General features: G+C 63.2%; 16 protein-coding genes and 1 other RNA gene. 15 read left to right on the top strand and 2 right to left on the bottom strand.

The features are described from left to right. Positions 1–50: 50 nt before the first annotated feature. On the top strand, positions 51–995 hold the full coding sequence (gene rarD, locus V4T21_RS10985; protein ID WP_332716477.1) for an EamA family transporter RarD: 945 nt from the start codon (positions 51–53) through the stop codon (positions 993–995). On the opposite strand, the gene V4T21_RS10980 is transcribed toward rarD, so the two are convergent. Next, positions 987–1898 (bottom strand): hydrogen peroxide-inducible genes activator, encoded by a 912-nt coding sequence (locus V4T21_RS10980; RefSeq protein WP_332716475.1) that lies wholly within the window; start codon positions 1896–1898, stop codon positions 987–989. The two genes, rarD and V4T21_RS10980, sit on opposite strands and share 9 nt — an antisense overlap. A gap of 103 nt (positions 1899–2001) precedes the next feature. On the opposite strand from V4T21_RS10980, the gene V4T21_RS10975 reads away from it, so the two are divergent. After that, positions 2002–3483, top strand: a complete 1482-nt coding sequence (locus V4T21_RS10975; RefSeq protein WP_332716473.1) for a catalase — start codon at positions 2002–2004, stop codon at positions 3481–3483. A 279-nt stretch (positions 3484–3762) separates the two neighbouring features. Beyond that, positions 3763–4878, top strand: coding sequence for a DUF2336 domain-containing protein (locus V4T21_RS10970; RefSeq protein ID WP_332716471.1), 1116 nt, complete (start codon positions 3763–3765; stop codon positions 4876–4878). A 189-nt stretch (positions 4879–5067) separates the two neighbouring features. On the opposite strand, the gene V4T21_RS10965 is transcribed toward V4T21_RS10970, so the two are convergent. Next, entirely contained in the window at positions 5068–5388 is a 321-nt protein-coding gene (locus V4T21_RS10965; protein WP_332716469.1) for an ArsR/SmtB family transcription factor, read from the bottom strand. Positions 5389–5513: 125 nt separating this feature from the next. Here V4T21_RS10965 and V4T21_RS10960 point away from each other — a divergent pair, with 125 nt between their 5' ends. From V4T21_RS10960 to V4T21_RS10905, 12 genes are all read left to right on the top strand, one after another. Next, entirely contained in the window at positions 5514–6518 is a 1005-nt protein-coding gene (locus tag V4T21_RS10960) for an ArsR/SmtB family transcription factor (protein WP_332716467.1), read from the top strand. A 2-nt stretch (positions 6519–6520) separates the two neighbouring features. Continuing rightward, positions 6521–7420: a methylenetetrahydrofolate reductase [NAD(P)H] gene (gene metF, locus V4T21_RS10955; protein WP_332716465.1), complete on the top strand. Its 900-nt coding sequence runs from the start codon at positions 6521–6523 to the stop codon at positions 7418–7420. Between the two features lie 170 nt (positions 7421–7590). Beyond that, positions 7591–8310, top strand: a complete 720-nt coding sequence (locus V4T21_RS10950; RefSeq protein ID WP_332716462.1) for a hypothetical protein — start codon at positions 7591–7593, stop codon at positions 8308–8310. Positions 8311–8461: 151 nt separating this feature from the next. Continuing rightward, entirely contained in the window at positions 8462–9196 is a 735-nt protein-coding gene (locus V4T21_RS10945) for a TerB family tellurite resistance protein (RefSeq protein WP_332716460.1), read from the top strand. 35 nt (positions 9197–9231) lie between these two features. Then, an RNA gene (gene rnpB, locus V4T21_RS10940) (RNase P RNA component class A) lies at positions 9232–9614 on the top strand. Between the two features lie 243 nt (positions 9615–9857). Continuing rightward, positions 9858–10835 (top strand): 16S rRNA (cytosine(1402)-N(4))-methyltransferase RsmH, encoded by a 978-nt coding sequence (rsmH, locus tag V4T21_RS10935; RefSeq protein WP_332716458.1) that lies wholly within the window; start codon positions 9858–9860, stop codon positions 10833–10835. Further along, a complete protein-coding gene (gene ftsL / locus V4T21_RS10930; RefSeq protein WP_332716457.1) occupies positions 10832–11221 on the top strand; it encodes a cell division protein FtsL in 390 nt (129 codons plus the stop codon). Before rsmH ends, ftsL begins: the two co-directional genes overlap by 4 nt. Further along, positions 11218–12963: a peptidoglycan D,D-transpeptidase FtsI family protein gene (locus tag V4T21_RS10925; RefSeq protein ID WP_332716455.1), complete on the top strand. Its 1746-nt coding sequence runs from the start codon at positions 11218–11220 to the stop codon at positions 12961–12963. The genes ftsL and V4T21_RS10925 overlap by 4 nt, the downstream gene beginning before the upstream one ends. A 42-nt stretch (positions 12964–13005) precedes the next feature. After that, the gene (locus tag V4T21_RS10920) at positions 13006–14439 is read left to right on the top strand and encodes a UDP-N-acetylmuramoyl-L-alanyl-D-glutamate--2,6-diaminopimelate ligase (protein WP_332716603.1); all 1434 of its coding nucleotides are present in this window, start codon (positions 13006–13008) and stop codon (positions 14437–14439) included. Between the two features lie 6 nt (positions 14440–14445). After that, positions 14446–15852 carry a UDP-N-acetylmuramoyl-tripeptide--D-alanyl-D-alanine ligase gene (locus V4T21_RS10915; protein ID WP_332716453.1) on the top strand — a complete coding sequence of 469 codons (1407 nt, stop codon included), beginning with the start codon at positions 14446–14448 and terminating at the stop codon, positions 15850–15852. A 9-nt stretch (positions 15853–15861) separates the two neighbouring features. Further along, positions 15862–16947: a phospho-N-acetylmuramoyl-pentapeptide-transferase gene (gene mraY, locus V4T21_RS10910; protein WP_332716451.1), complete on the top strand. Its 1086-nt coding sequence runs from the start codon at positions 15862–15864 to the stop codon at positions 16945–16947. A gap of 892 nt (positions 16948–17839) precedes the next feature. Further along, positions 17840–19009, top strand: coding sequence for an FtsW/RodA/SpoVE family cell cycle protein (locus V4T21_RS10905; protein ID WP_332716449.1), 1170 nt, complete (start codon positions 17840–17842; stop codon positions 19007–19009).

Genomic DNA, 19009 nt, shown 5'->3' with positions numbered 1-19009 from the left:
GCGCGCGGGGGGATAGTGTCGGACGTTACGACTCTTGCAAAGGCCTCCCCATGACATCGATCGAAGGCGCTCCCGCCGCCAAGGGCGTGCGGTCTCCCCGTCCCACGGGGCCGGACGACAATGTTCGCCTCGGCGTCATCGCGGCGCTGGCGACCTATACGCTGTGGGGCGTGCTGCCGATCTTTTTCAAGCAGCTCGCCCATGTCGATTCCGTGGGGATCGTGGCCAACCGCATTTTGTGTTCGCTGGTGTTTGTGGGGCTGATCATTTGGGCTCGCGGCCAGTTTGGAGAAGTCCGGGCGGCGCTGCGCGATCGGCGCACCATTTTTGCCCTTTGCATTTCGGCGGTGCTGATCGCGGCCAATTGGCTGATTTTCATCTGGGCGGTCGGCAACAACCTGGTGCTCGAAGTGAGCTTTGGGTATTTCATCAATCCGCTGATGAGCGTTGCCATCGGCATGCTGTTGCTGTCGGAGAAGCTGAGCCGCACGCAGGCGGTGGCCATCGGCATCGCGGTTATCGCCATCGCCATACAGGCGGTCGGGCTGGGCGGAATTCCGTGGGTGGCGTTGACGCTGGCGCTGACCTTCGCGTTTTACGGCTATATGCGCAAAACGGTGAATGTGGGTTCGGCGGCGGGGCTGGCCATCGAGACGCTGGTTCTGGTGCCCCTCAGCGCCATCTATATCGGCTATCTGCTGACCGGGCCGGCGCCCGATTTCTACGCCGATCCGACGACGACCATGCTGCTGATCCTCACCGGGCCGCTGACGGCGATCCCGCTGGTGCTGTTCGCGTTCGCGGCGCGGCAGTTGCGGCTTTCGACCATCGGCATGTTCCAGTACATCGCGCCCTCGCTCCAGTTCGTGACCGCCGTTTTCGTTTTCGGGGAAGAACTGACGCCGATGCGGCTGGTCAGCTTCGGGCTGATCTGGGTGTCGCTGGCGGTCTTTTCGTATGGCTCGTGGAAAGAGCGCCGCGTGCGGCTAGCCTAGATCGGTGCGCAAGCTTGCCTCGCCGACGCGAGTGACGATTTCGGCGATGGTGCGGAAGAGGGATTCATAGGGCGAATTGGTGCGCCATGCGAGGCGCAGGAGACGGGCGGCGCCCGGCGCGCGCAGGGTGTGGAATTCGATGCGCTTGTCGTGTCCCTCGCGGCGCAGGCTGATGGCGGGGAGCAGGGTGACGCCATAGCCATTGGCGACGAGCTCTAAAATTGTGGTCAGCGAGGTGGCGGCGAAGGTGCGGCCCTGGAGATCGGGCTTGAGGGCGCAGGCATCGACCATCTGGTCACGCAGGCAGTGGCCTTCTTCAAGAAGCAGGAATTTGTCGCGCGGCAGATTGGTGAGGTTAACCGGATCGGAGAGGGCGGCTCCGCGCTGGGTGGCGAGCACGAAGGGATCGGCAAAGAGCGGGACCGAGGTGAGATTGCTTTTGTCGAGATCGGTGCCGATGAGGGCGACGTCGATATCGCCATCTGCCAGGGCCGACACGAGGCGATCGGTCTTGCCTTCGTTGACTGAGAATTCGATGCCGGCCAATCCGTCGTTCAGGGCGGGCAGGATTTCGGGGAGGAGATAGGGAGCGACGGTGGGGATGAGGCCGAAGCGCAGCGGGCGGGCTGGCTGGCCGGCCGACATGTCCGCAAAGGTTTCCAGATCGGCGGCGGCGTTGAGGACGCGGCCGGCGTGGGCGAGGAACTCGCGGCCGAAGGGGGTGAGGCTCACCGTTTTTCCCATACGATCGAAGAGCGGCGCGTTGCAGCGGTCTTCGAGTTGCCTGATCTGCTGGGAGAGGGCGGGCTGGGTGACGTGGCAGCGGGCGGCCGCCCGGCCGAAATGGCCCTCTTCGGCGATGGCCTGAACGTATTGGAGCTGACGGAGCGAGATCGAGTTCATTAGAAGAACTTATCACATGTGTCAGTTTTATCAATTTGCATAATTGGCTGAAGGGGGGTACGAAGACCCATCTCTTTAGAATCGATACAAACTAGGAGGCCTCATGTCCGACAAACCGACATTGACAACCAGCGCTGGCGCCCCCGTTCCGGATAACCAGAATTCGATTACGGCAGGTCCGCGCGGTCCTGTGCTGATGCAGGACTACCAGCTCATCGAGAAGCTGGCCCACCAGAACCGCGAACGCATCCCCGAGCGCGTCGTGCACGCCAAGGGCTGGGGCGCTCACGGTACGCTCAAGATCACCGGCGACATTTCCAAATACACGCGCGCCAAGGCGCTGCAGCCGGGTTCGGAAACGCCGCTGATCCTGCGTTTCTCCACCGTTGCCGGTGAGATGGGCGCGGCGGACGCCGAGCGCGACGTGCGCGGCTTTTCCATCAAGTTCTATACCGAAGAAGGCAATTGGGACCTGGTTGGCAACAACACTCCCGTGTTCTTCGTGCGCGATCCGCTGAAGTTCCCCGACTTCATCCACACCCAGAAGCGTCACCCGAAGACCAATTTGCGTTCGGCGACGGCGATGTGGGATTTCTGGTCGCTTTCGCCCGAGAGCCTGCATCAGGTGACGATCCTGATGAGCGATCGCGGCTTGCCCGTCGCGCCGATGTTCATGAACGGGTACGGTTCGCACACCTATTCGTTCTGGAACAATGATGGCGAGCGGTTCTGGGTGAAGTTCCACTTCAAGACCCAGCAGGGCCACAAATTCCATACCAATGAGGAAGCCGAGCAGGTTATCGGCAAGACCCGCGAGAGCTATCAGGAAGAGCTGTTCGGGACCATCGAGCGCGGCGAATTCCCGCGCTGGACGGTTCAGGTGCAGATCATGCCCGAGGCCGATGCCGAAAAGACCTCGTACAACCCGTTCGACCTCACCAAGGTGTGGCCGCATGCCGAGTATCCGCCGATCGAAATCGGCGTGCTCGAATTGAACCGCAACGCCGACAATTATTTCGCCGAAATCGAACAGGTTGCGATGTCTCCGTCCAACATCGTGCCGGGCATCGGTCACTCGCCCGACAAGATGCTGCAGGCGCGCGTGTTCTCCTATGCCGACGCGCACCGCTACCGTCTGGGCACCCACTATGAGGCCCTGCCGGTCAACGCGCCGAAAAATCCGGTCCATCACTACCATCGCGATGGCCAGATGAATTTCTATGGCGGCATCAAGACAGGCAATCCGGACGCCTATTACGAGCCCAACAGCTTTGGCGGCCCGGCCGAGGACAAGTCGGTGCAGGAACCCCCGCTCAAGATTTCGGGCGATGCCGACCGGTACAACCACCGCGAAGGCAATGACGATTTCGGTCAGCCGCGCGCTCTGTTCAACCTGTTCGACGATGCGCAGAAAAAGCGGCTGTTTGCCAATATCGCCGCGGCGATGGGCGGCGTGCCCGACGAGATCGTCGAGCGCCAGTGCAAGCTGTTCGATCAGGTTCACCCCGAATACGGCGCCGGTGTGCGCGCCGCGATCCGGGCGGGTCTGCAGCAGCGTCCCGACGCGATTTCGGCCGCTGAATAACGGTCGATCGAGATAAAAGACAGGAAGGCCCGGTTCGCAGGAACCGGGCCTTTTTTCTTGCCGTCCAAGCGATAGAGCATTTCAGCGTTTCTTCGAATCGCTTCAATCGCTCCAAGTCTTTGTTTTGTCGCGCTTCCGAACCGCAAAAGTGGTATCCACTTTTGCTGGAAGCGCTCTTAGGATGCATTTTAATCAAAAGCCCTGCGCGCCATTCAGGCCAACGAAAATAGGGCTCTGGCAGGGTATCGGTATATGCGGCATCAAGCCGGGGAGACCGATATGACCGAGGCGAGCGAGAACCTGAGGGCATTCGCCAATTTCAGGGTGCTGAACGGGGAAGCCGATGCGGCGGAACGCGATCATCTGATCCGCAATCTGGCGCAATTGTTCTCATATGTGTCCGACCGGTGCGACGACGAGCAGGTCGCCCAGTATGACGAGGTGCTGTGCCAGCTTGCCGATATCGTCGAGACCGAAGCACGGGCCCATGTCGCCAAGCTGCTGGCGCCGCTGGAACGGGCACCCGGCTCGGTGGTGCTCAAGCTGGCCAATGACGTCATCGAGGTCGCCGGCCCGCTGCTCGAATTCTCGAACGTGCTTTCCGACGACGATCTCATCGAGATCGCCGAGCATCAATCCGAAGCCCATCGCGTCGCCATTGCCAGCCGCAAGGGGCTGACGGGCCGGGTCGGCGAGGCGATCGCAACATTCGGCGCCGAGCCCTCGCTCACCCGGTTGCTGAACAATGACGAGGCGCGGTTGAGCCACAAGGCCGTCGAAAAGATTGCCGAGCGGGCGCTTGAAAATATGGCTTTTGCGCAAATGCTGCGCGGGCGCCGTGAAATCGACTGGGCCGAAGTGCGGGCCGAGGTTTCGGCGGTGGGCGTCAGGGCGCTCGAGGGCTTGGGGCTGCTGTCGCGGACCGAGAACGCGACGACCGCATCGCGCGTCCAGGCCGTGGTCTATAATCGCATCAAGAACCAGGCCGGATTTTCGGCGCAGGAATGGAAACTCGCCTGGAATCAGGTGAAGGCCCTGGCCGACCGGCGCCGGTTCGACCTCAAGGCGCTGCATCGCTTTACCCGGTTCGGATACGGTCACCACACCGCCGCGGGACTGACGATGCTGCTCGAAGTGCGGCCTGAAATCGTCGTCAAATGGCTGGCGATGCAGGATTATGTGGCCTTTACGGTTGCGGCGCGGGCGATTGGGCTGGATGCCGATCTGTTCGAATCCGTCGTCGGCGTGCTGCCGTGGCGCGACATGCCGAGCCAGGCCGATATTCTCAACGTCCGCAAGCGCTATGAAGCGTTGAGCGAGGACGAAGCTTCGGGGATTTTCGAACTCTGGCGCTCGCACGCGTTTCGGCGGCGCAATGAGGAAGCTGTGGCTTAGCTTAGGCTGGGGATGGGCGTTTAGCGGCTGTGTGCATCGGCCGGCGCAGCGCACCCCTCATCCGTCTCGCCCTGCGGGCGATCCACCTTCTCCCTCAAGGGGAGAAGGGTAGCTAGGGGCAGGCGCTGGAAAGAAGCTCTCTCCGGCGTCTCCAGACGCTCCGCTTGAGGTGGGCGGCGCTGCCGCAGCTTAGTCCGCGGTTACCAAAACCGTTTCCAGCCAGGCGCGGGCCTGGCGGAGTACGTCGAGTTCGAGTTGACATACGCGCCATTGCCGATCGACAGTGCGTTTGAGGACGCCGGCGGTTTCGAGCACCTTGAGATGGCGGGAGATTGCCGGGGCGCTGATCGTGAAGGGGGCGCTCAGGTCGCCTACGGTCAGGGGACCGTCCTTGGCCAGCCGTTCGACGATGGCCCGGCGATGAGGGTCGGCGATTGCGGTGAACACGGCAGAACTTCCGTCGCGTACCGAAACAGGCGGGCTCGCGCCAATAGCCCCTATTTCCGTCATTTCCCGCCCCCCGGAAAATCAAAATTATTAATGTAAATTAATTTTTATATCTGCACGAGCCTGTCCGCTTTTCAAGTCCGATCGTCGAAGGGGCGCCTTGACATTGGGGATATAAAGATATCTTTATGTCTCTCGAATTGACAGTGAAGGTGGACAGCAGAGTGCGGCAACCGCAGGACATCGTCTTGCTCTTGAAGGCGGCGGGGGAAATCACCCGGCTGCGCCTGCTCGCGTTGTTGGCGCAAGGGGAACTCAGCGTCAAGGATTTCACCGAAATCCTTGGGCAGAGCCAGCCGCGCATTTCCCGCCATCTCAAGCTTCTGGCCGATGCCGGAATCGTCACCCGCCATGCCGAAGGAGCGTGGGCTTATTATCGTCTCAACCGCGAGCGCGCCAGTGGTGCGCTGACACAATGGCTGGGGGAGCATGTCGATCCGCAGGCGCCCGAATTGCGGCGCGACAGGGAAAAGCTCACGAGCCTGCGCGATATCCAGCGCGAACGGGCGGCCGCCTATTTCGCGACCATCGCCCAAAGCTGGGACCGGCTGCGGAGCCTGCATGCGTCGGATACGGCGGTGGAGGCGGCTATCGTTGAGGCCGCCGGGCCGGAGAAGGGTGGTTTTCTGCTCGACCTGGGGACGGGGACGGGGCGGATGCTCGAACTGCTCGCCGATCTTTACGGGCAGGGGATCGGGCTCGATTCCAGCCGCGAGATGCTGGCCGTGGCGCGGGCCAATCTCGACGCCGCCAATATCGATCATGCTCAGGTTCGGCTCGGGGACATCACCGAGCTCAACGATTATCGCGGCGCCGCCGATCTCGTCGTGCTGCATCAGGTGCTGCATTATTTCGACGATCCCGGCACGGTGCTGGCCCATGCCGGGACCTGCCTTGGGCCGGACGGCCGCATGCTGATCGTCGATTTCGCGCCCCATGACCTCGAATTCCTCAGGACCGAGCAGGCGCACCGCCGGCTGGGCCTGTCCGACGAGCAGATGGAGCTTTGGGCGCGGGCCTCCGGGCTGGACGTCAAGGCGTGCCGCAGCTTTCCGCCGACGCGCGCGGACGGGCTGACGGTGTGCCTCTGGGTGCTCGAACCGACAAAACATCATAACAAAAAAGGAGTCTGATCGTGGTTGCTGCGACAGGCGAAGCCCGGCTGAGCCGTCAGCCGGAGCATGGACGTCCCGACATCGAGGTGAGCTTCGAATTCTTCCCGCCCAAGACCGACGCGATGGAAGAGCGCTTCTGGGACAGTCTTTCGCGGCTGGCCCCGCTCAAGCCGCGCTTCGTTTCGGTAACGTATGGCGCGGGCGGATCGACGCGCGAGCGCACGCTGCGGATGGTGTCGCGGATCACCAATGAGACCGGCGTGCCCGCGGCGGCGCATCTGACATGTGTGGGCGCATCGCGCGATGACGTGGACGCTGTGGTCAGGGGCTATGCGGAGGTCGGCATCGGGCGCATCGTTGCCTTGCGGGGCGATCCCCCCGAAGGCGTGGGGCAGCCCTTTACGCCTCATCCGGATGGCTATGGCAGCGCGGCGGAGCTGGTGGCGGGTATCCGCAAGATCGGCGATTTCGATATTTCGGTCGCGGCCTATCCGGAAAAGCATCCGCAGAGCGCCGATTGGGATGCCGATATCGACAATCTCAAGCGCAAGCTCGATGCCGGGGCGGATCGGGCGATCACGCAGATGTTTTTCGAGAATGGCGATTACTGGCGGTTCGTCGAGCGTGCCCGCAAGGCGGGCATCACGGCGCCGATCGTGCCGGGTATCCAGCCGATCCACAGCTTCAAGCAGATTTCGGGCTTCGCGTCCCGGTGCGGGGCGTCGATCCCGCAATGGCTGGCCGACCGCTTCGAGGGGCTGGAGGACGATCCGGAAACCCACGCGCTGGTGGCGGCTGCAGTTGCGGCCGAGCAGGTGACTGAACTGCTCGATTCCGGGGTCACGGAATTCCACTTCTATACGCTCAACCGATCCAATCTGGTTTTGGCGCTGGCGCGGCTGCTGGGCATCCGTCCCTAAAGCGTTTCGCATTCTGCAAGGGCGGGCGTGGCATTATTCACGTCCCGTTCACCAAACTGCTGCCATTTTCAGGGGCGATTAAATGCCTTTGTGCGGCGGCGGTTCTGGCCGCTAGAGCATTTCAATGGGATGCTGGAATGATACTGTCTCGACCCATAGCATCTGGTGCGATGCTGCTTTTGCTGGTTGGCGTCGTCGGTGGCGCGGCCCTGCAGGGGAATGATGCGCCCGAAGCGGGCGTGGTGGATGTGGCCGAACCGGCTGCCGACGAGGCGCCGGGTGAAGCCACGCGACCCGCGACCGCGCCCGACCGGGTGGCGGACAGCGCAGGCTTTCCATCGGTTTCGCAGGCCGAGCGCGATCGGGGGCAGGTCGAGACTGCCGGGCCCGTCGTGACGGTCAATGGCCGTCCGCTGGGCGGCGAGGAAGAGGCGGTGGACGACACGCAGGTGGCGGCCATTCCCACGGTGCCTGAAACGCCCACGGCGGTGGTGCCGGAGCCGATCGCCGAGCCCGCAGATACGCAGGTGGCCGTGATCGAGCCGCCGCTGCCCAAGCCACGACCGGCCAATCTTGGCGTGCAAACCGCGCCCAGCACGGGGCTGGATTATGACGCCATCGCCGGTGCGGCTTTCGGGGAACAGCAGGGCCAGACCATCAGGCTGCCCGAGCGCGAGGGACTGGCGCCGATGCCGGGCGTTTCCGAATTCGAGGCGCGGACCAATTACGATCCGAACCAGGACGAACTGGTGGGGGTCGTGGGCCCCAATGGCGAGGTCGTCTGGGTTTATGAAGAACAGGTTCCCAACATCAACAGTCGCGTGACGGTGCAACGCCAGCAGCCGCAACCGCAGCCGCTCGGCAATCCGTTCGGGTTCATTTACGAATAGGCTGCTCGCGGTCTTTCGGAGGCACCCAAATCGTGACATAAGACGCCTCCCTTGGCGCGCATTGACGCATGAGCCTGCTTCGGCCTTGCTTGTGCCGGATTGTTCCTGACGATCGGTCGCCATTGGCTTGGGGTGCGCACGGAATTCGCCTATGTCGATCTGGCAGCAAATCGCGTCATTGCTTGGCTCGTTCTCGCAGGGGAGCGGGCTGGCGGGTGGAATCGCCAATATCCTCGATCCCGACAACTGGCTGCCGGGGGGACGGGATACGGCCTTCACCATGTCGATCATCGCGTTATCGGCCAAGATGGCCGTGGCCGACGGGGTGGTGAGCCGGCGCGAGGTGATCACCTTCCACAAGCTCGTCGATATCCCCGAAGGCGCCGACCGGCATGTGGATCGGTTTTTTGCGCTGGCGCAGCAGGACGTTACCGGGTTCGACAGCTATGCACGCAAGGTGCGCAAGCTCTTCGCCGACAGCCCGGCGACGCTTGAGCACGTGCTCGATGCGCTGTTCGAGATCGCCACGTCGGATGGCATCGTCCATGGGGACGAGCTGGCGTATCTGGAGGCGATCAGCGAAATCTTCGGCTTCGATACCGTCCGGTTCGAGCAGATCGCGTCCCAGCACGTGCTGCTCTCCAGCGGGCGTCGCGACCCTTATGCGGTGCTGGGCCTGGCGCCCGATGCGACCGATGACGAAGTGCGCAGGACCTATCGGCGGCTGGTGGCCGAGCATCATCCCGACAGGATGGTCGCCAAGGGTGTGCCCGAGGAATTGATGGGGCTGGCATCGGCCAAGATGGCTTCGATCAACACCGCCTATCGCGATGTAACCCAGGCGCGCGGAACGCGTCCGGTTCTAGCGCCCAGCGAAGCGACTTGACCGCATGGCATGGCGCACCCTACATCAGCCCGTCACCAGTTGACCGGGCGGCCGCTGTGCGTTTGCGCAGAGGAAAGTCCGGGCTCCATGAGAACACGGTGCCGGGTAACGCCCGGCGGGGGCGACCCCAGGGAAAGTGCCACAGAAAGCAAACCGCCCCGGTTCGTCCGGGGTAAGGGTGAAAGGGTGCGGTAAGAGCGCACCGGGCGTCCGGCAACGGAGGCCGCACGGTAAACCCCACCGGGAGCAAGACCGAATAGGGACGATGGGAGCTTTGGCTCCAGCCGCGTTTTCACGGCCTGTCGTCCGGGTTGGTTGCATGAGGGTCCTGGCGACAGGGCTCCCAGATGAATGGTCGCCGCGTCTGTGCCGCAAGGCACAGGCCCTACAGAACCCGGCTTACAGGTCAACTGGTGTCTCTTTTCCCCCATTCGGCGGTTGGGCGGGAGACCGCCCCATCTTTTGGTTTGTCGCGCTTCCGAACCGCAAAAGTGGTGCCCACTTTTGCTGGAAGCACTCCGAGCCAGTTTGGGAAACAGAATCTTAAAGACTGGGATGCAATGTGGATCAAAGTGGAGCAATTCCGCTTTGTTTCAAGTTTTGAGTTCCGGCCGACGGGATCGGCTGTCCCAGGGAGCGCCGGGCGCGAGTATCTGACCAGATGGGCGAGCCGCAATCTTCCCACCAATCGGTTCTGTTGAGCGAAGTGCTCGAGGCGCTTGCGCCGCTTGAGGGCGCGCGCATCGTCGACGGCACGTTCGGTGCCGGAGGGTATTCGCGTGCACTGGCCGGGGAGGGCGCGCATGTCGTCGCGATCGATCGCGACCCCACGGTGATGCCTTTTGCCGAACGGCTTGGAGCGGAATTTCCCGAACGGTTCGTTTTTGTCGAGGGCGCTTTTTCCGATCTCGATACGCTGGCGGGTGAAGAGCCGGTCGATGGGGTGGTTCTCGATATCGGGGTCAGTTCGATGCAGCTCGATCAGGCCGAGCGCGGGTTTTCCTTCATGCGCTCGGGGCCGCTGGACATGCGCATGAGCCGGCAGGGCGAGAGCGCCGCCGATCTGGTCAATACGCTCAGCGAAGCCGATCTGGGCAATCTGATTTTCGCATTCGGGGAGGAACGCGCCTCGCGGCGAATCGCGCGAGCCATCGTTGCGGCGCGGGAAGCGGGGGCGATCACCGACACGCTGGCGCTGGCGCAGGTCATCGAAAAGGCTGTCGGCCGCAAGCCGGGTGCGCCGCATCCGGCAACGCGGACGTTCCAGGCGCTCCGCATCGCGGTCAATGGCGAGTTCGACGAACTTGTCGAGGCGCTTTTCGCCGCCGAGCGCCTGCTGCCCGAGGGTGGACGGCTGGCGGTAGTGACGTTTCATTCGCTTGAAGACAGGATCGTCAAACGGTTCTTCGATCAATCGAAAACCGCAGGCACGCAGTCCCGGCATCTGCCGCAGGCGGCGGCTGTCGAATCCCGCTGGGCGCCGGTGCGCAAGGCGGTGAAGGCGGGAGCGGTGGAGCTCGACCGCAATCCGCGCGCGCGTTCGGCGACGCTGCGGAGCGCGGTGAGAACGGCGGCCCCGGCAAGACCGGTGCAATCGACGGGGCTCGGGGTTCCGGGTTTCAGGCGGGGTGCCGCATGAGCTGGTTCCTGCATCGCCTCAATATCATTTTGGGCATCATCGCGGTAATCGCGGTGGTCGCCGTCTATTCGCAAAAGCACATGGCGGAACTGACGGCCGAGGAAATCGGGCGCATCGAATCGGCGATCGCCAAGCAGCAGGCCGACCTCTCCATCCTCAAGGCGGACTGGGCCTATCTCAACCAGCCGACGCATATTCAACCCATCGTCGATCGCCACAATGACGTGCTCAATCTGCAGGTGGCAAAGGTCGAGCAGTTCGGAAGCTTTTCCGATCTGCCGATGCGTCCGCAGCAACGGCTCGACACCGATGCGCTCGATGCGCTGTTCGAAACCATCGAGGCGGGGGAGGACCCCATCGGTTCGCTGCTGGAGGGTTTGCTATGAGCGCCATAACCGCCGGCCACGACACGATTTCCATCGACGGTTCGCGCAAGACGCGCGGCAATCTCACCGGCGCGCGCATCCGTTGGGCGATGGTTTTCGTGGTGCTGGTGTTTTCGGTGATGTTCGGGCGCCTGGTCTGGCTGGGCAATATCGAGCTCGACACGACCATCGAAGGCCAGACGCGCGACGCGATCATGGCTTCGCGTCCTTCGATCCTCGATCGGAACGGGCTGGAGATGGCCGTCGACATCCGCGTGCCATCGCTCTTTGCCGAACCGCGCCGGATCATCGATGTGGACGAGGCGGCCAATGCGATCCTGACCGTCCTGCCCAATCTCGATCCGGCCTGGCTGCGCGACAGGCTGACGGGCGACCAGGGCTTTGTGTGGGTGGCGCGTGAGCTGACGCCGGCCCAGCAGGAACGCATCATGCGGCTGGGCATTCCCGGGCTGGACTTCGTCGAGGAGAGCAAGCGCTTTTACCCCGGCGGCACCGTCGCGTCTCATGTGATGGGGGCGGTCAATATCGACAATGTCGGCATCGCCGGCATCGAAAAGCATCTCGACGACGACAATCTCGCGCTGCTGCAGAATCTGGGACTGGCGCGCGACAGCGCCCTTACGCCTGTCAATCTTTCGATCGATCTGCGCGTGCAGCACGTCCTGCATGACGAATTGGTGGATTCGCTGGAACGCTACCAAGCCGTTGCCGCGGCGGGGGCGATCATGAACGTCAATACCGGCGAGATCGTCGCCATGGCATCGCTCCCCGATTTCGATCCCAACCTGCCCGCCTCCATGCTGCAGGAAGGGCATTTCAACCGGATGACCGCCGCCAAATTCGAGCCGGGCTCGACGTTCAAGACCATCACGATGGCGGCGACGCTCGACAGCGGGGCGGTGCGGATCACCGATCAGATCGACGCGCGTTTCGGCGTGCGCTTCGGGCGCTACACCATCGAGGATTTCCACGGAAAGTACCGCATCCTGTCGGTGCCCGAAGTCTATCAGTTCTCGTCCAATATCGGCACGATCAAGATGATGCAGGCGATGGGCAAGGACAATTTCCGCGCCTTCATCTCCCGCATGGGTTTCGACGGCGCGCCGCCAATCGAGTTGCCCGAAGTGACCCGCTCGGCGATCCCGGAGAGTTTTTCGGAAGTGGGCGCGGCGACGGCGTCGTTCGGGCACGGGCTGAGCGTCACGCCCCTGCAGACGCTGCGGGCGGTGAGTGCATTCGTCAACGGTGGACGGCTGGTGGAGCCTACCCTGTTCGAGCGCACCCAGGAGCAGGCCATGGCCAACGCGCCCCAGGTGATTTCCGAACAGACGAGCCTTTATATCCGCTATTTGATGCGCATTAATGCGACGGCGGGGTCGGGCAGTCGGGGCAATGCTATCGCCGAGGGCTATCGCTGGGGCGGCAAGACCGGCACGGCTGAAAAGGTCGTCGATGGCCGGTATTCGAGCAGCAAGGTCACTGCCTTTTTCGTCTCGGCCTTCCCACTCGACAACCCGCAATATGCCATGATGATCCTCGTGGACGAGCCGCAGCCGGAAAACGAACGGACCGGTCGAACGGCGGGCTGGAACGCCGGTGAGATGTCCGGCCGCATCGTGACGCGGATCGCGCCCATGCTCGGCATCCAGCCAAATCTCGATCCAGCGATTGACACGCAGCTTGTTCCCGCCGAATTGAGAGGCGGATTGCAGCAATCGCCGGTCTCGACGACCGAGCTCTGATCCGCCGCTATCGGAACTATGGGGTTTTTGATCTTGCCGTATATGCTCGTGGACGTTCTGGGTGGCATCGAAGGTGCCGAAGGCGCGGCGGGGATCGCGATATCGGGACTCAACGCCGATAGCCGGCTGCTGGGAAAGGGCGATGCGTTTTTTGCGCTGCCCGGCTCGCGCGGGCACGGCATTGCCTATGCCCATGAAGCGGTGGGGCGCGGGGCGGCGGTGATCGTGACCGATGAGCGGCCCGAGACCGATCCGGGCATTCCGGTGGTCGCGGTTGCCGATGTGCGGGCCGCCTATGCCCATGCCGCGGCTATGGTGAGCGGGCCGCAGCCGGACCATTGCGTGGCGGTGACAGGCACAAATGGCAAGACCTCGGTCGTTTCCTTCGTGCGCCAGATCTGGGCCCATGCGGGTATTCGCGGCGCGAGCCTTGGAACGCTGGGTCTGACGGTGGGCGATACGCTGGTGCCCGGAGAACTCACCACCCCCGATGCGCTGACGCTGCATCGCACGCTTGCCGACCTCAAGGCGCAGGACGTCGATCATGTGGCGCTCGAAGCCTCCAGCCATGGGATCGACCAGCGGCGGCTCGATGGGGTGAAGTTCGAGGCTGTGGCCTTTACCAATCTCTATCGCGACCATCTCGATTATCACCTCGATATCGACAGCTATCGCGACGCCAAGCTGAGGCTGTTTCGCGAGCTGATCGACGAGAAGACGACCGCCGTGGTGAATTGCGACACCGAAGAGGGCATGGCGTTCACCTTTGCGGCGCTGGATCGCGGGGCGACAGTTTTTACCGTTGGCGAAGGCGGGGCGCATATCGACGTGACCGAGATCGTGCCCGAGGGACGGGGGCAGCGGATCAAGGGCAAGCTGGTCGGCGAGGATTTCGAGGTGCTGCTGCCGCTGGTCGGGCGCTTCCAGGTGTCCAACGCGGTTGTGGCGGCGGGGCTTGCCATGGCGAGCGGCGTGCCCAACGCGGTTGCCATGGAGGCGCTGGAACATCTCGAAGGCGCCAAGGGGCGGCTCGAATTTGCCGGAAGCCGCAATGGCGGCAATGTGTTCATCGACTATTCTCACAAGCCCGAGGCGCTCAAGGTGGTGCTCGAAACCCTGCGTCCCTTCACCAAGGGCCGGTTGATCGTGGTGTTCGGCTGTGGGGGAGACCGGGACCGGGGCAAACGGCCGGAGATGGGCAGGATCGCCATCGATCTGGCCGATCTGACGATCGTCACCGACGATAATCCGCGCACCGAGGACCCTGAAGCCATCCGCGCCGAAATTCTTGCGGCAGCGCCGGGTGCTGTCGAGATCGGGGACCGGGCGGAGGCCATCGGCCATGCAATCGCTGAAATGGGTCCCGAGGATACGGTTCTGGTGGCCGGCAAGGGGCATGAGGACTATCAGATCATCGGCACGGTCAAGCACCATTTCTCGGACCATGAAGTCGTCCGTGCGGCACTGGGCGAGTAGGGGCTGATGGGCGCGCTGTATTCGATTTCCGAAATCGTCACGGCGACGGGGGGACGCGCGGAGGGCGTTGGCGCCGATGCGGTTTCCTCCATTTCCATCGATTCGCGCGAGATCGTGCCGGGGGCGCTGTTCGTCGCCATAAGGGGCGAGAATTTCGACGGGCATGATTTCGTCGCTAAGGCGATCGAGGCGGGGGCGGTGGCGGCGCTGGTCAGCCGGGCCGAAGCAGGTCGGCTTTCGGGGTTGCCGCTGATTGTTGTCGAGGACGCGCTGGAAGGGTTGAATGCACTGGCGCGGTTTTCTCGCAGCCGATCCAACGCGCGGATCGTGGCGGTGACGGGGAGCGTGGGGAAAACCTCGACCAAGGAGGCGATCCGCGTGGCGCTGGAGGCGAGCGGGAAGACGCACGCTTCGATCAAAAGCTTCAACAATCACTGGGGCGTGCCGCTGACGCTGGCGCGCATGCCGGCAGATACCGAGTTCGGGGTGTTCGAAGTGGGCATGAACCATGCCGGCGAGATCACGCCGCTGACGGCGATGATCCGGCCGCATGTGGCGGTGGTCACGACAGTGGGGCCGGTGCATATCGAGTTCTTTCCGTCCGTCGAAGCCATTGCCGATGCCAAGGCCGAAATCTTTTCCGGCGTCGTGCCCGGCGGATTGGCGATCATCGGGGCGGACCATCCCCACGCGGAACGGTTGCTGGCCAGCGCGCGAGACAAGGGGCTCGATACGCTGACATATGGCATGACCGAGGGCGCCGACGTTTTGGTTGATGCGATCACGGCCGGACCGACCGGTGGACGCGCCCGGATAGCGGGCGATGGTCTCGATGTCGACGTTGCTATCGCCGCGCGCGGACGGCACGCGCTGGTCAACAGCGCCGCCGCGCTGCTGGCGGTGCGGGCTTTGGGCGGCGATTTGGCAAAAGCCGTCGAGGCCCTCAGGGAGCAGAAAGCGCCCGAGGGGCGTGGCGCGTTGACGCTGCTGGGCGATCCGGGCAATCCACTGCGGCTGATCGATGAGAGCTACAACGCCAATCCCGTTTCCATGCGCGCCGCGCTCGATGTGTTCGGGCAGCAGGAGCAGGGCAGCGGGCGGCGCGTGCTGGTGCTCGGCGACATGCTCGAGCTGGGCGAACGCGGCCCGCTCTACCACCTCGAATTGGCCGATGCGGTTCTGGCGGCGCGGCCGGACGCGGTGTTCCTCGTCGGCAATTCGATGGCCGGGCTGGCCGATCGCCTGCCCCCCGAACGTGTGGCGGGCAAGGCGCAGCGGGTCGATGAGATTGCCGAAAGTGTTTTGAACGCTCTTGCGCTTGGCGACTCAGTTATGCTCAAGGGATCGCTGGGCGTGAGATTGGGGACTCTCGTCGCAAGAATACGCGAATGTTTTGCCACTTTGAGAGACTGACCCGATTCCATGCTCTATTTCCTGCAGCAGTTCGCCGATGCGGTTCCGGTCTTCAACGTCTTCCGCTATCTGTCCTTCAGGACCGGGGGCGCGATCATCACGGCGTTGTTCTTCGTGTTCCTGTTCGGGCCCGGCATGGTCAATTCGCTGCGCGTGCGGCAGGGCAAGGGCCAGCCGATCCGCGAGGATGGGCCGCAGAGCCACCTTCTGACCAAGAAGGGCAAGCCCACAATGGGCGGGCTGATGATCCTGTCGGGCGCGCTGGTTTCGATCCTGCTCTGGTCCGATCTCTCCAATCTTTATGTTTGGGCGGTGCTGCTGGTCACCACCGGATTCGGGCTGGTCGGGTTTTACGACGACTACCTCAAGGTCAAGCACCAGAACCACAAGGGCTTCGGCGGCAAGCCGAGGCTGGCGATCGAGTCGGTGATTGCGATCGCGGCCTGCCTCATCATCGCCAGCCAGTCGCCGGCGGGTTATGAGAATGCTTTGCTGCTGCCGTTCGTCAAGGATCTGGCGATCAATCTGGGGCTGTTCTTCTTCATCTTCGGGGCGTTCGTGATCGTGGGGGCGGGCAATGCCGTGAACCTCACCGACGGGCTCGACGGGCTGGCCATCGTACCGGTGATGATCGCGGCTTCGGCGTTCGGGCTGATCGCGTATCTCGTGGGCAACCAGGTTTATTCGGACTATCTGTTCCTCAATTTCGTTCCCGGGACGGGCGAGCTGTCGATCGTGTGCGGGGCGCTGATCGGGGCGGGGCTGGGGTTCCTGTGGTTCAACGCACCTCCGGCCCAGATCATCATGGGCGATACCGGATCGCTCTCGCTGGGCGGCGCGCTGGGGACCATCGCGGTGGCGACCAAGCATGAGATCGTGATGGCCATCGTGGGCGGGCTGTTCGTGCTCGAGGCGGTGTCGGTGATCGTGCAGGTGGCGTCATATCGGCTGACAGGCAAGCGGGTGTTCAAGATGGCGCCTATTCACCATCACTTCGAGCATCTGGGATGGACCGAAAGCCAGATCGTCATCCGGTTCTGGATCATCGCGATGGTGCTGGCGCTGATCGGGTTGAGCTCGCTCAAGCTCAGGTGAGCTTGAGCTTTTGTTTTGTCCCACGGCGCGTACCGTTCGCGGCATGACGCGCGAAAAATGCGCTATGCCGCTCTCTGCGCCTCCGACGGGGCGGCGACAACGGTCGCCGGGGTCCTCACCTTCGGTTCGTCCGATCCTTGCTGAATCATCACGCACCAATATGCCGCACGCGGTGCCCGCTGCGGTTGTGAACGATTTGTAGACGGCATGGGGCGATGAGCGCCTCGTGCTGTAATTGTTAGTATGAAGCGGTCATCGCCCCATGCATCCGGGATTTTGGGCCTGGTCGTCCTCTCATGCTGGGGCCAATCCCCGCTGGCTTTCGCCAGTACACCCTCGACCGTGCCGTGGGTCGGCGCTGGGAACGTTTCTGCCTCCGCTGACGCGACCGCCAACGGACCCGAACCGATCCCGCCCAAACGTTCGTTGCGCTTGCGTCCATGAGTGCGGGGTCGTGGGCATACTATGGCGTGGGTTTTGGGGACGGGGATAAGTTTTGAAGAGGGCGTTTGGCGCAGGCTCAGCGCACCCCTCATCCGACCGCTTCGCGGCCACCTTCTCCCTCAAGGGGAGAAGGGGAGCTGGGGCCGGTGCTGCGGACGGTCTCGACGGTGGAGTTGGGGAGGGGCTGAAACTGGATTCCGGGAATGAATCCCGGAATGACAGACGGGAGAGGGGGTAGCGCCGTGCCTCAAACACTCGCTTGTTGCCCCGGGTGACAGCGGGGTGGGGAGAGGGACGGGGATAAGGTTCTGGCGGTGGTGGGCTTTTCGCATGGTTGCGAAATGGTAACCACTCGGGTGGTAATTTTGCATTCTGCAAGACGTGCGTCGGGGTTGGGCTGCCGCGTTTTGCTTGAAGTGATTATCTGGCCGCGTATCGGAGCCGTGCATTGACTGCTATTTCCGCCTGGTTTTCCCGAGAACGAAAAACCCCCATCGCCGAGTGGTGGTGGACCGTGGACCGCGAATTGCTGTTTGCGCTGGTCGCGTTGATGGGGTTCGGGGTGCTGCTGAGCTTTGCGGCGAGCCCGCCGGTGGCCGAGCGGATCGGGTTGGGGCCGTGGCATTTTACCCAGCGCCATGTGATGTTCTGCATTCCCGCGCTCGCCGTGATGATCTTGGCGTCGCTGGTCAATGCGCGCTGGGCGCGGGTGATCGCGCTCGTGACGCTGGTCGGGGGCATTGGGTTGCTGGCGATGACGCTGCGTTATGGCGTCGAGGTCAAGGGCGCGCGCCGCTGGGTGTCGTTCATGGGGCAATCGCTCCAGCCGTCCGAATTCGTCAAGCCCGCCTATGCGATCATGGCGGCGTGGTTCATTTCCGAGCGGATGAAGCGCAAGGATGTGCCCGGGCATATCCTTGCCATGGCGACCACGGGGCTCATCGTGGCCTTGCTGCTGTTGCAGCCGGACGTGGGGCAGACCGCGCTCATGGTGGCGACCTATGGCGCGCTGCTGTTTCTTTCGGGAATTTCCTGGTGGGTGATCAGCGGGCTCGCCGCAGGGGCGGTGGGATTGGGCGGACTTGCCTATCTCGCTTTCCCACACGTGGCGCGCCGTATCGACGCCTTCGTCAATCCCGAGACAAGCGACAACTATCAGGCCGAGCGGGCGCTTGAATCGCTTTTGGAGGGCGGATGGTTCGGGATGGGGCCGGGCGAGGGAATCGCCAAGCGCTACCTGCCGGACGCCCACGCCGACTTCGTATTCGCGGCGGGGGCGAGCGAGTTCGGTATCGTCTTCTGCCTGATGCTGGTGTGCCTCATCGCCTTTATCGTGGTGCGGGCGCTCAATCTGGCGCTGAGCCAGCAGAGCCTGTTCAACAGGTTGGCGGCGAGCGCGCTGGCCGTGCAGTTCGGCGTGCAGTCGGCGATCAATCTGACGGTGAACCTCAATCTGATCCCGCCCAAGGGGATGACGCTGCCCTTCGTCTCTTATGGCGGCACCTCGATGATTGCCATTGCGCTGGGCATGGGGTTATTGCTGGCGCTGACCCGCCGCAAGCCGGAAGAAACATTCGCCACCGGCCTGCCGATCCGCAGCGCGTTGAAGAACGGGTAA

It is taken from the genome of Pelagibacterium mangrovi, assembly GCF_036662815.1.
GTDB lineage: Bacteria > Pseudomonadota > Alphaproteobacteria > Rhizobiales > Devosiaceae > Pelagibacterium > Pelagibacterium mangrovi.
This window is presented reverse-complemented; position numbering and strand designations above follow the sequence as displayed.